This window comes from Pseudomonas sp. FP215 (assembly GCF_030687795.1).
Classification (GTDB): Bacteria; Pseudomonadota; Gammaproteobacteria; order Pseudomonadales; family Pseudomonadaceae; genus Aquipseudomonas; species Aquipseudomonas salmasensis.
Genome location: NZ_CP117447.1, coordinates 5,076,056 through 5,088,503, shown reverse-complemented (window position 1 = coordinate 5,088,503; position 12,448 = coordinate 5,076,056). Strand labels below are relative to the sequence as shown.

8 protein-coding genes and 1 riboswitch are annotated in these 12,448 nt (G+C 61.4%); of the genes, 5 read left to right on the top strand and 3 right to left on the bottom strand.

Annotated features, from left to right (window positions below; translation table 11 throughout):
- Positions 1-69: 69 nt before the first annotated feature.
- Positions 70-189, bottom strand: a riboswitch (yybP-ykoY riboswitch).
- A gap of 52 nt (positions 190-241) precedes the next feature.
- Entirely contained in the window at positions 242-1,240 is a 999-nt protein-coding gene (locus PSH76_RS22995; RefSeq protein WP_305492985.1) for a class I SAM-dependent methyltransferase, read from the bottom strand.
- 30 nt (positions 1,241-1,270) lie between these two features.
- Positions 1,271-2,236, bottom strand: a complete 966-nt coding sequence (locus tag PSH76_RS22990; protein ID WP_305494487.1) for a 2-hydroxyacid dehydrogenase — start codon at positions 2,234-2,236, stop codon at positions 1,271-1,273.
- 84 nt (positions 2,237-2,320) lie between these two features.
- Between PSH76_RS22990 and PSH76_RS22985 the strand changes: the two genes are divergently transcribed.
- The 5 genes from PSH76_RS22985 to PSH76_RS22965 all read left to right on the top strand — a co-directional run bounded on the left by PSH76_RS22985 (position 2,321) and on the right by PSH76_RS22965 (position 11,870).
- Positions 2,321-2,953, top strand: a complete 633-nt coding sequence (locus tag PSH76_RS22985; RefSeq protein WP_014716957.1) for a LysE family translocator — start codon at positions 2,321-2,323, stop codon at positions 2,951-2,953.
- Between the two features lie 634 nt (positions 2,954-3,587).
- The gene (locus tag PSH76_RS22980; protein ID WP_305492984.1) at positions 3,588-5,270 is read left to right on the top strand and encodes a fatty acid--CoA ligase; all 1,683 of its coding nucleotides are present in this window, start codon (positions 3,588-3,590) and stop codon (positions 5,268-5,270) included.
- A 332-nt stretch (positions 5,271-5,602) separates the two neighbouring features.
- Positions 5,603-7,462 carry a DUF1302 domain-containing protein gene (locus PSH76_RS22975; protein ID WP_003188640.1) on the top strand — a complete coding sequence of 620 codons (1,860 nt, stop codon included), beginning with the start codon at positions 5,603-5,605 and terminating at the stop codon, positions 7,460-7,462.
- 42 nt (positions 7,463-7,504) lie between these two features.
- Positions 7,505-8,869 carry a DUF1329 domain-containing protein gene (locus tag PSH76_RS22970; protein ID WP_003188642.1) on the top strand — a complete coding sequence of 455 codons (1,365 nt, stop codon included), beginning with the start codon at positions 7,505-7,507 and terminating at the stop codon, positions 8,867-8,869.
- 271 nt (positions 8,870-9,140) lie between these two features.
- Positions 9,141-11,870 carry a LuxR C-terminal-related transcriptional regulator gene (locus PSH76_RS22965; RefSeq protein WP_305492983.1) on the top strand — a complete coding sequence of 910 codons (2,730 nt, stop codon included), beginning with the start codon at positions 9,141-9,143 and terminating at the stop codon, positions 11,868-11,870.
- A gap of 9 nt (positions 11,871-11,879) precedes the next feature.
- Here the strand turns inward: PSH76_RS22965 and PSH76_RS22960 are convergent, their stop codons facing one another.
- Entirely contained in the window at positions 11,880-12,437 is a 558-nt protein-coding gene (locus tag PSH76_RS22960) for a membrane integrity-associated transporter subunit PqiC (RefSeq protein WP_044271919.1), read from the bottom strand.
- Positions 12,438-12,448 lie beyond the last annotated feature (11 nt).

The following is a 12,448-nucleotide window of genomic DNA, read 5'->3' as shown; positions in this document are numbered from 1 at the left end:
GGTCGACACGGCTATGACACGTACAGCCTTCCCGCCCCGGGTAAGGTGTGCGTGTCATAGGTCTTGTCAAACCCCGGTCCGTCTGTGCGGACTCCTGGGTCGCATACGCCATGATCTGCTGACCAAGTATGTTGACGTATGCCGGACGAGCATGGCGCTCGTGGGAGACTACTCCCCTAGGACGCTGCGGATTCTGCCTAGGCAAAACCCATTCGGCAAGCGTTCTTTTTCAAACGCCCCATCAGGGGCGCTTGGCCCGGTATATGCGAAAACCATTGCCTTCGGCCTTGATTGCGCAGATGCCCAAATGCTCTTCGATCAGTGGCTGGTACTTCAGGAAGCTATTGGCAACCAGGCGAAGTTCGCCACCTTTTGCCAGGTGTTTCGCCGCTTTTCGCAGCAGATTCTCCGTGGCGAAATAATCGGTGTGCACTCCGACGTGAAAGGGCGGGTTGCTCAAAATCGCGTTCAAACCCATGGGCGCTGCGTCGATACCGTCACCGGTCAACACCTCGGCTTCCAGGCCGTTCGCTGCCAACGTCAGGCGACTGCTGGCGGCGGCGAAGGCATCCACATCCAGCATCGTCACCGTGTTATGCGGGTAGCGGCGTTTGACCGCCGCCCCCAATACGCCGGCGCCGCAACCGAAATCGAGCAGGTTGCCGCTGGGCAGTTTGTCCAAGTGCTCCAGCAACAACTCGGTGCCGCGGTCCAGGCGACCATGGCTGAACACACCTGGCAAGCTCACGACCTTCAGTGGGCCTTCGGCCAGCGGTACCTCGAAAACTTGCGCCAGGCTCTCAAGCGCAACGGCTTGCGGCGCGTTGGCGACGGTGACCTGCCACAACTGGCAATGCCGTGCGCTATCGAGCTTGCGCGGTTTGCCGAACGGAGCCATCTGTTTGGCGGCGCTTTCGATACCACCCTTTTTCTCGCCCACCAGAAACAACTCGGCACCCGGCAGGCGCGCAGCCACAGCGTTGAGCAGGTAGTCGGTGAGGTCCTTGGACTTGGGCAGGAAAATCACCGCCGCATCAAAGGCGCGCTCGGGGACATTCACGCCAAACTGGCTGCGTTCGGCGAAGCGTGCATCGAGCGCCGCCTGGTCACCGGCATGCCAGCACCAGCCGTGGGCGTTGGGCAGGCGCCCAAGGAGATCGTCGGCAGGCAAACCTACGAGCAGCAGGTTGCCTTGAAAAAGTTCGGCCTGGCGAAGCAGTACTTCACTGCGCGGATCCATAGTCTGCTCCTTGAAAAGGGGCGCAGTTTATCAACTGACGACGCGCAGCGGGGCGCCGCTGAAAAAGCCCAGGGCGTTTTCCGTGAGTTGGCCGACGATGCGCTGGCGTGCTTCGCGACTGCCCCAGGCGTTGTGGGGCGTGACGATCAAGCGTGGAATGTCTTCAGCCAGCAGCGGATTACCCGTGACTGGCGGCTCGACACTCAGCACGTCAGTCGCCGCGCCGCCAAGGTGACCACTGCGCAGCGCGTCGGCCAGGGCCTGTTCATTGATCAAACCACCGCGTGCGGTGTTGACGATAAACGCGCCAGGCTTGAGCAACGCCAGTTCACGAGCGCCGATAAAGTCGCGGGTGTGCTCGTTGAGTGGGCAATGCAGGGTCAGCGCATCGACCTGGGTCAGCAATTGATCCAGCGGCACACGGTCGGCGCGGGCAGGGCGCCCAGGTATCGCGCCGAGCACCACACGCATGCCAAACGCTTCAGCCAGGCGCGCCACGGCACTGCCAAGTTCACCATGGCCGAGCAGGCCGAGGGTTTTGCCTTCCAGTTCGACGATTGGATGGTCCAGCAGGCAAAACTGTTTGGCCTGCTGCCATTTGCCTGCGGCCACGTCCTGTTGATAGTCCTTCAAGCGCGTGGCGAGGTTGAGCAACAGCATGATCGTGTGCTGGGCCACCGACGGCGTGCCATAGCCCTGGCAATTGCTCACGGTAATCCCCTGGGCACGGGCAGCTTCAAGGTCGATATTGTTGGTGCCGGTGGCCGATACCAGGATCAGCTTGAGCTCCGGGCAGGCGGCCAGAGTTTGGGCCGTGAGCGGGATTTTATTGCTGATGGCGACGTGGGCGCCCTGCAAGCGCTCCTGCACATTTTCTGGCGTGGTCTGTTCAAACAGCTGCAACTGGCTGAAGCAGTCATGCAAACCGCTGAGGTCGAGGTCGCCCAAGTCCAGGGAAGGGTGGTCGAGGAAGACGGCGCGGCGATTGTTCATGATCAACTGTACCTTTTGCGACGAGGTTCGAAGGCGTAATCTGCCGAGCCTATCAGATGAAATAATCAGTTACTTAATGGAGTGAGCATGTACGTCGCCGAGTTTTTGACCGTAGCCTTGATTCACTTGCTGGCGGTGGCCAGCCCCGGCCCGGATTTCGCCGTGGTGGTGCGTGAGAGTGTGACCCATGGCCGTCGCGCCGGCACATGGACGGCACTGGGCGTCGGTTCGGCGATTTTCCTGCATGTGGGGTACTCGTTGCTGGGTATCGGCTTGATCGTGTCCCAGTCCATTGTGCTGTTCAATGCGTTGAAGTGGGCGGCAGCGGCATACCTTTTGTACATCGGCTTCAAGGCCCTGCGTGCCCAGCCGGCCAAGCCTGCGGCCGAGGGCGAGTTGCACCGTGAAGCGGGTGAGCGCACGCCGCGTGGCGCGTTTACCGCAGGCTTTGTGACCAATGGCTTGAACCCCAAGGCCACGCTGTTTTTCCTGTCGTTGTTTACCGTGGTGATTAACCCGCACACACCGCTGGCGGTACAGGCCGGTTATGGGGTGTACCTGGCGGTGGCGACGGCGTTGTGGTTTTGCCTGGTGGCCATGCTGTTCAGCCAGCAACGCGTTCGGGCCGGGTTTGCAAAGATGGGTCATTGGTTTGATCGGACCATGGGCGCGGTGTTGATTGCCATTGGGGTGAAGTTGGCCTTCACTAGCATGAAGTAAGCGCGTTCATTCAAGCGGGCAGGGACAAAATGTGGGAGCTGGCTTGCCTGCGATGACGGCCTGCCAGCCGACACCTACCTACCTGGCGCCCCACGATCCAACTGTGGGAGCGGGCTTGCTCGCGAAGGCTGCCTGGCAGCTAACACAGTTATACCGAGTACATATCCATTCCTGCGGTAACGGCCACCTAGGGTTCCGCCCTGACGGCGGGTCACTTTGGAAAAGCCCCAAAGTAACCAAAGGGCTCTTGCCCCACCACTCGGCACCTCGCTTAGGCTCGGTGTGCCCGTAATTCGCCAGTGATTTGGGGGGCCGCCGCCACGCGCCATCCATGGCGCGGGGCGGCTAAACCGGCATCCCTGCCGGTTTACCCCCCAAATCCCTGTCGAATTCCGGCCAGCGTGGTTTAACGGGGCGCCTAAGATCAAAAGCAGATCAAGAGCAAGATCAAGAGCGACTCGCTTCGCATCGTGGTTACTGTCGATTGCTGGAGCGCTATGATGTCCAGATAGTGGCGCAACGCTAGCATTTACTGGCCCCTGCAAATCATTCCTTTGGCTGATTTGGCTGAAACATAAGCGCTCTACAGTGCAGGTCTTCAAGCCAAGACCGTGCAGTCATTAAAGGGATTCTTATGTTGCAGACCCGTGTTATCCCGCCCGCCGAAGGTGCGTACCAGTATCCGCTGTTGATCAAGCGCCTGTTGATGTCCGGGACTCGCTACGAGAAGACCCGGGAAATTATCTACCGCGACAAGCTGCGCTACAGCTACCCCACGCTGATCGAGCGCGTCGCGCGCCTGGCCAATGTGCTGACCGAAGCCGGGGTCAAGGCCGGTGACACGGTGGCGGTGATGGACTGGGACAGTCACCGTTACCTGGAGTGCATGTTCGCCATCCCGATGATTGGCGCGGTGATCCACACCATCAACGTGCGGCTGTCGCCGGAACAGATTCTGTACACCATGAACCACGCCGAAGACCGCTTTGTGCTGGTCAACAGTGAGTTCGTGGGGCTCTACCAGGCGATTGCCGGGCAGCTCACTACCGTCGACAAGACCTTATTGATTACCGATGGTGACACCCACACTGCCGAGCTACCCAACCTGGTCGGTGAGTATGAAACCCTGCTGGCCGCCGCCAGCCCCCTCTATGACTTCGAAGATTTCGACGAAAACTCGGTCGCCACCACCTTCTACACCACCGGCACCACCGGGAACCCCAAAGGTGTGTACTTCACCCACCGGCAACTGGTGCTGCACACCATTGGCGTGGCGACCATCATGGGCTGCGTCGACAGCGTGCGGCTGCTGGGCACCAACGACGTGTACATGCCGATCACGCCGATGTTCCACGTACACGCCTGGGGCTTGCCGTATGTGGCGACCATGCTCGGGCTCAAGCAGGTGTACCCCGGCCGCTACGACCCGGAATACCTGGTGGAGCTGTGGCGCAAGGAGAAGGTGACGTTCTCCCACTGTGTGCCGACCATCCTGCAAATGGTGCTCAACGCCAAGGCTGCGCAGAACGTGGATTTCGGCGGTTGGAAAATCGTCATCGGTGGCAGCGCCCTCAACCGCTCGTTGTACGAAGCCGCCAAGGCTCGGGGCATTCAACTGACCGCCGCGTATGGTATGTCCGAGACCGGGCCGCTGGTGTCTTGTGCTCACCTCAACGAAGAGCTGATGGCTGGCAGCGAAGATGAGCGCACCACCTACCGCATCAAGGCCGGTGTGCCGGGGCCGTTGGTTGAGGCGGCAATCATGGACACCGACGGTCGTTTCCTGCCCGCCGATGGCGAAACCCAGGGCGAACTGGTGCTGCGCGCGCCGTGGCTCACCGAGGGTTACTACAAAGAGCCGCAAAAGGGCGCCGAACTCTGGGCCGGTGGTTGGTTGCACACCGGTGATGTGGCCACGCTGGATGCCTTCGGCGTGATTGATATCCGCGACCGCATCAAGGATGTGATCAAGACCGGCGGCGAATGGATCTCTTCCCTGGCTCTGGAAGACCTGGTCAGCCGTCATCCGGCAGTACGGGAAGTGGCGGTGGTGGGCATTGCCGATCCGCAATGGGGCGAGCGCCCCTTCGCGTTGTTGGTGGTGCGCGAAGGGCAGGTGATCGACGCGCGGGAGCTCAAGGAACACCTCAAGCCTTTTGTCGAGTTGGGCCATTTGAGCAAGTGGGCGATCCCGAGCCAGATCGCCGTTGTTACTGAAATTCCCAAGACCAGTGTCGGCAAGCTCGACAAGAAACGTATCCGTGTCGACATCATCGAGTGGCAGGCCAACAACAGCACGTTCCTCTCCACGCTCTAAACCCTCTCGCCGCGTCCGTTCGGGCGCGGCAATGCTCTATATCAAGCCTTTACTTGTGATTTGCCGAATTTCAGCCATCCTTCCCGCGTCGACCTTCGTCGGCGTGGCGAAAGGGTTGTGGCAGACAGGTTGGTGATGCAAATCACACTTTAGAGGGATCAAGCACTACCCCCCTCTGGCTATAGTCCCTTTCAGAGTTTTTCGCGGATGTTGCGCTTCGAGCCATGGAGGCTCGGTGGCGATGCGGCATTGGAATCGTTGTATCCCGGCCGTTACATCTGAAGAAAGGGCTCACTGCCATAACAATAAAATATGCACATGGAGTAGCGTCGATGACCTCAGTAAACCAGTTCTGGCGCCGGGCAAGATTGCCCCTGGCCGTCAGCCTCGCTTCTACGCTCGCCGGGCCGGCATTCGGCGTCAGTTTCAACATTGGTGAAATCGAAGGGAGCTTTGACTCGTCGCTTTCCGTGGGCGCTAGCTGGTCCACAGCCAAACCCAATCGTGACCTGATCGGTGCCAACAACGGCGGCAAGGGCCTGTCCCAGACCTCCGATGACGGCCACCTGAACTTCAAGCGCGGCGAGACCTTCTCGAAGATCTTCAAGGGCATCCACGACCTGGAACTGAAGTACGGCGACACCGGTGTGTTTGTGCGAGGCAAGTACTGGTACGACTTTGAACTCAAGGACGAAAGCCGTCCGTTCAAGGACATCAGCGACAACAACCGCAAGGAAGGCGCCAAGTCTTCGGGCGGGCAGATTCTCGACGCCTTCGTCTACCACAACTACTCGATTGCCGATGCGCCGGGTTCCGTGCGTTTTGGTAAGCAGGTGGTGAGCTGGGGCGAAAGTACCTTCATCGGTGGCGGCATCAACTCCATCAACCCGATCGACGTGTCGGCGTTTCGTCGTCCGGGGGCCGAGATCAAGGAAGGCTTGATCCCGGTGAACATGTTCTACGTGTCCCAGTCGCTCACCGACAACCTGTCGGCCGAGGCGTTTTACCAGCTGGAGTGGGACCAGACCGTTACTGACAACTGCGGCACGTTCTTCTCGCAGCCGGACGTGATCTCCGATGGTTGCAGCAATAACCTGCGGGTACTGAACAAGCGTTCCACCATTCCTGCCGCCGCCCTGCCGACCCTGGGTGCCTTGGGTGTGGACGTCAACAGCGAAGGCGTGCTGGTGCGCCGTGGGCCGGACCGTGATGCACGCGACAGCGGCCAGTTCGGCGTGGCCATGCGCTACAACTTCGAACCGCTGGATACTGAGTTCGGCGCGTATTTCATGAACTACCACAGCCGTGCGCCGATCTTCAGTGCACAGGGCGCGCCATCGGCGGCCTACACGCGTCCGCTGGGGCCACTGGGAGCCTTGCGGCCGTTGATCGTGGCGGGCAGCTCGAATTACTTCGTCGAGTACCCGGAAGATATCCGTCTCTACGGCCTGAGCTTCTCCACCACCTTGCCTACCGGCACCGCCTGGAGCGGTGAGTTGAGCTACCGTCCGAATGCGCCGGTGCAGTTGAGCACCACTGACATTCTGTTCGCCGGTGTCACGCCGATCCCAGGCTTTGGCAATGCGTCCGTGCTCAAGGGCACGCCGGGCCAGGACCTGCACGGCTACAACCGCAAGGAAGTCACCCAGTTCCAGACCACCTTCACGCACTTCTTCGACCAGGTCATGGGCGCCAGCCGCCTCACCACCGTCGGTGAAATCGGCGTGACCCACGTGGGCGGCCTGGAAAGCAAATCCCAGGCTCGTTACGGCCGCGACCCAGTGTTCGGCCCAGGCACGCTGCCAGGTGGGTTCTGCAACGCCCTCAACAACTCCACCGCCAACGGCGCCGGCTTGCCCAACGCTGCCGGCCTGAACACCAACTGCAATAACGACGGTTACACCACCGCAACGTCCTGGGGCTACCGTGCCCGTGCCATCTGGGAATACCCGGACGTGTTCGCGGGCGTGAACCTCAAGCCCAACGTGGCCTGGTCCCATGACGTCAAAGGTTACTCGCCAGGCCCTGGCGGTAACTTTGAAGAAGGTCGCAAGGCGGTCAGCCTGGGCCTGGACGCCGAATACCAGAACACCTACACCGCGAGCCTGGCGTACACCAACTTCTTTGGTGGCAAGTTCAGCACCGTGGATGACCGCGACTTTGTCGCCTTGAGCTTCGGCGCCAACTTCTAAGCACACTCTTTTCAAGTGGCATGTATTCAGGAAGACCAGAGCATGAAAATAACAAAAAGTCTGTTGCACGTGGGTGTGCTTGGGCTGTCGATCCTGGCGAGTAACGTCATGGCGGCAGTCTCGGCAGATGAAGCCGCCAAGCTCGGCACGACCCTGACCCCGATGGGCGCCGAGATGGCGGGTAACGCGGCTGGCACCATTCCAAAATGGTCGCCATTGCCGACCAATGCCGGCGCGGTAGACGCCCGTGGTTTCCTCGCCAACCCGTATGCCAGCGAGCAACCGCAGTTCACCATCACCGCGCAGAACGTCGAGCAATACAAAGACAAGCTGGCCCCCGGGCAATACGCGATGTTCAAGCGTTACCCGGACAGCTTCAAGATGCCGGTGTACCCGACCCATCGCGGTGCCACCGTGCCGGCTGAGGTGTTTGCCTCGATCAAGAAAAACGCCACCACCACCAACCTGGTGTCCGGCGGCAACGGCCTGGAAAACTTCGAAACCGCCGTCCCGTTCCCGATTCCCAAGAGCGGCGTTGAAGTGATCTGGAACCACATCACCCGTTATCGCGGCGGCAGCGTGACCCGCCTGGTCACCCAGGCCACCCCGCAAACCAACGGTTCCTACAGCCTGGTGTACTTCCGCGACCAGTTCGTGTTCCGCGACAAGATGAAGGACTTCGATCCGAAAAACCCAGGCAACGTGCTGTTCTACTTCAAGCAGCAAGTGACTGCGCCAGCGCGCCTGGCCGGTGGTGTACTGCTGGTGCACGAAACCCTGGACCAGGTCAAAGAGCCGCGTTCGGCCTGGGTCTACAACGCCGGGCAGCGCCGCGTGCGTCGGGCACCGCAAGTGTCCTATGACGGCCCGGGTACTGCCGCCGATGGCCTGCGCACCTCCGACAACCTCGACATGTACAACGGTGCGCCGGACCGCTACGACTGGAAGCTGGAAGGCAAGAAAGAAATCTACATCGCCTCCAACAGCTACAAGGTCGACGATCCCAAGCTCAAGTACGCCGACATCATCAAGGCTGGCCACATCAACCAGGACCTGGCTCGCTACGAGCTGCGCCGTGTCTGGCACGTGGTCGCTACCTTGAAGGAAGGCCAGCGCCACATCTACGCCAAGCGTGACTTCTACATTGACGAAGACACCTGGCAAGCCGCGGTGATCGACCACTACGACGGTCGCGGCCAACTGTGGCGTGTCGCCGAAGCCCATGCCGAGAACTACTACGACAAGCAAGTGCCGTGGTACGCCCTGGAAACCCTCTACGACCTGCAGTCCGGCCGTTACCTGGCACTGGGCATGAAGAACGAAGAGAAGCAGGCCTATGACTTTGGCTTCACCGCCAGCACCAGCGACTTCACCCCAGCGGCCCTGCGCCAGGACGGTGTTCGCTAACCTCTGCTGATGCTCGCTCCCACGCTCTGCGTGGGAGCGCTTCCTGTGACGCTCTGCGTCACGCCTCACGCGCCCATCCTGAATGGGCGCGTTGTTTTTGAGCCCTTCGCGAGCAAGCTCGCTCCTACTTCTTTCCAGGAGGCTGGAAGGGATATTTCTTGTCGCAGTTCTTTTTCAGGCATTTGTTGCAAAGATCTACAATCCCGCCGCTTTTACCGCTAGTCTGCGGACATCTGCAATGCCGACAACAGCCTTCTACAAGAGCCCGGCGATGACTGATCTGTCCCGAACCCATGGGCCTGCCAGTGTGGTGATGCCGACCCTGGAAGGCCGCTTCTACAGGCCGCCGCTGCCTGACGGCTACGTGCTGCGCCCGCGCCTGTGCGAACGCCTGAATGCCGGCCTGGAGGGGCGACTGTTGCTGGTCAGCGCGCCCGCGGGGTTCGGCAAGAGTTCGTTGGCTGTGGAGTTCTGCCAGGGCTTGCCGGCCCAGTGGCAAAGCCTGTGGTTGGGCCTGAGCCCACGGGACAGCGACCCCGGCCGTTTCCTGGAGCGGCTGCTCGACGGCTTGCAACAGTATTTCCCGCAACTCGGCGCCCAATCCATGGGCTTGCTGAAAATGCGCCAGCGTCACCAACCCTTTGCCTTCGAAGAATGGCTCGATGGCCTGCTCGACGAGCTGGCCGTGCACCTGTCTGCGCGCTCGCCGTTATTGCTGGTACTGGATGACTATCACCTTGCCCAGGGCCCGGTGCTGGATCGCTGCCTGCAATTTTTCCTCAATCATTTGCCCGATGGCCTGGTGGTGCTGGTCACCAGTCGGCAGCGCCCGGACTGGCACCTGGCACGCCTGCGCCTGTCGCGGCACCTGCTGGAGCTGCATGAGCAAGACCTGCGCTTGACCCACGACGAGGCCCTGGCGGTGCTGGATGGGCACGGCAACGCATTACGCGGTGAAGCGTTGGAAAACCTGATCCGCCGCAGCGAGGGCTGGGTCGCCGGCCTGCGCTTCTGGCTGTTGGCGGCCTCCGAAGCCGGCAGTGAGGGCGCCTTGCCCCAAAGCCTGCACGGTGGCGAGGGGCTGATTCGCGACTACCTGCTCGAAGAGGTTATCGACTGCCTGCCTGCGGAGGTGCAAGCGTTCCTCTACGACACTGCACCGCAGGAGCGCTTTTGCAGCGAATTGTGTGACGCCGTTCGCGAGGCCCATGACAGCGCAGAAATCCTGCGTTATCTGCAGGCACATCAAGTGTTCCTGGTGCCGTTGGATGAGCAAGGGCACTGGTACCGCTATCACCATTTGTTCTCCGACCTGCTGCGCACCCGCCGCGAGAAGAGCGCCACCTTGCCGCCGGCCAGCTTGCACTTGCGTGCTTGTCGCTGGTTTAACGCCCAGGGTTTGATCGATGAGGCGGTGGAGCAGGCGCTGCGGGCCGGCCACCTGGATGTGGCGGCGAACCTGGTGCAGAACCTGTCCGAAGAGCAACTGCTGGCAGAACAGAATATCGGCATGCTGCTGCGCTGGAAGATGGACCTGCCCGACAGCCTGCTGATCAGCACGCCGCGTTTGATCGTGCTCTACAGCTGGGCGCTTGGGCTCGCATGCCAATTGGATGCAGCGCAGGAGCTGTCCAGTTATCTCAGCCGCTTCCTGCCGGCGCCATCGGCCACCGCGCAAAAATCCATGTTGGCCCAATGGTTGGCGTTGAGCGGGATCATTGCCCGTGGGCGCGGAGACCGTGAGCTGACCCAGCGCTATTGCCAAGAGGCGTTGGAAAGCCTGCCGCAAAAGCGTTACGGCCAGCGCCTGGTGTGCCTCTCGACCCTGTCCAACCTGGCAATCGCCGATGCCGACCTGTGGCGCGCCCGTGGCCTGAACCGCGAATCGTTGGAACTGGCGCAGCGCGTCGGTAACCCCTTGTTTGAAGCCTTGGCCCATTACGACCGAGCCCGGGTGTTGCAGTCGCGGGGTGAGATCCTGCGTTCTCTGGATGAAGTTCGCCAAGGCCTGGAGCGCCTGCATGGGCTGGCACCCCAGCGCCTGTACGCCGTGCGTGCGCGGCTGTCGCTGTACGAAGGTTACCTGCTGCTGGTGCGTTGCCAGCCCGAAGCCGGCCTTGCGCGTTTGCGCGCCGGCCTGGCCGAGGCTCGCGCCTGCCGCGATATCAGTGTGCTGATCGGGCACTGTGTCATCGCCAGCTTCGAAGGGCGGCGCGGGGAGTTTGCCAATGCCTTTGCCGAACTGGCCGAGGCCGAGCGCTTGATGCACATCTGGGATGTACCGCCGATCTATTACCTGGCGATGATCACCCTGATCAAATGCGAGCTGTGGCTGGCCCAGGGGCGCACTGACCTGGCCGACGCCTGGCTGGCCCGCCTGGGGCAGACCTACAACGGCGAGCACGCCGCGGCCGCCCCTGAGTTTCATCCGCACCTGCCGCAACATATCGAGCTGCAACAAGCCGCGCTTGATGTCACTCGCCATCAACCCGACAGCGCGCTGCAACGCCTCGAAGCGTTGGCCCAACAGGCCCATGACAGCGGGCGCCAGATGATTGCCCTGATGGCGCTGGTCCAGCAGGTGCAGTTGCTTCTGGAGAATGGCCAGGAGGCTAAGGCCAGGCCGGTATTGGCCCGTGCCCTGCAAGCCGGCTCGGGCGGCGCGTTGCAGCCGTTTCAACGCTTGTTGGAGGGTTACCCGCAGTGGATGCGCGAGCAGTTGGGCAAGGACCCCCATGGGCTGCTGAACCAGAGCTTGCTGGCGTTGCTGCCCCAGGCCAGCGCGGTTGAAGCCTCACCTCAACAGGAAACCCTGAGCAACCGAGAGTTGGCGGTGCTGCAGCTGATTGCCCAAGGCTGTTCAAACCAGGAAATCAGCAACCAGCTGTTCATCTCCCTGCACACGGTGAAGACCCACGCCAGCCATATCAACAGCAAGCTCGGCGTGGAGCGTCGTACCCAGGCAGTCGCGCGGGCCAAGTCCATGGGCTTGCTGGCCTGAGCCCATGGCTCAAGGCGCGGTCGGGCAGCCTTTGAGTGAGGTGTCGACGGTCTGATTGATCAGCGCCGCGAACCGCTTGAGGTTGTTCTGATGCGCCACCACCAGCTCGTCGATGCTCGGCCCGGCGGGTGATTGCAAGGTGGTGCGGCAGGTCAACGCTGGGCGGTCGCCATTGACTTGCCTCAGGCGCCAGCGCACATCGAGCAGCGCGTACTGTCCGGGGACCGAGTCAAAACGCTGCACTTCTACGCGCAAAGCCACGGCTTGCCGGGCATTACTGTTGGCCAATTGATCCACCAGCGCGCTCCTCAGCTCATCGGCGAGGGTGGCGGCCCACCACTGGGTTTCAAGAATCGCCAGGCCGCTGTCGCCCTGGCGAATCACTATTTGCGCACGGTCGACCTGAGGCGGCACGCTGATGCTCTCAATGCGTACACCACCGGCCTCTGCTCGCGTACTCGGGCTCAAGTGCGCCGGGGTCAGGGTGTGAAAGGCGATGGGTTCACTGCGACAGGCACCGAGCAGCAGCAGGGTGGCCAGCAATGTGATCTTCAACGGCAATGTCATGGCGGCTCCAA

Bases quoted from the DNA above. Each gene is read 5' to 3' on its own strand.
- PSH76_RS22995 (WP_305492985.1), bottom strand. From the start codon at position 1,240: ATGGATCCGCGCAGTGAAGTACTGCTTCGCCAGGCCGAACTTTTTCAA.
- PSH76_RS22985 (WP_014716957.1), top strand. From the start codon at position 2,321: ATGTACGTCGCCGAGTTTTTGACCGTAGCCTTGATTCACTTGCTGGCG.
- PSH76_RS22980 (WP_305492984.1), top strand. From the start codon at position 3,588: ATGTTGCAGACCCGTGTTATCCCGCCCGCCGAAGGTGCGTACCAGTAT.
- PSH76_RS22975 (WP_003188640.1), top strand. From the start codon at position 5,603: ATGACCTCAGTAAACCAGTTCTGGCGCCGGGCAAGATTGCCCCTGGCC.
- PSH76_RS22970 (WP_003188642.1), top strand. From the start codon at position 7,505: ATGAAAATAACAAAAAGTCTGTTGCACGTGGGTGTGCTTGGGCTGTCG.
- PSH76_RS22965 (WP_305492983.1), top strand. From the start codon at position 9,141: ATGACTGATCTGTCCCGAACCCATGGGCCTGCCAGTGTGGTGATGCCG.
- PSH76_RS22960 (WP_044271919.1), bottom strand. From the start codon at position 12,437: ATGACATTGCCGTTGAAGATCACATTGCTGGCCACCCTGCTGCTGCTC.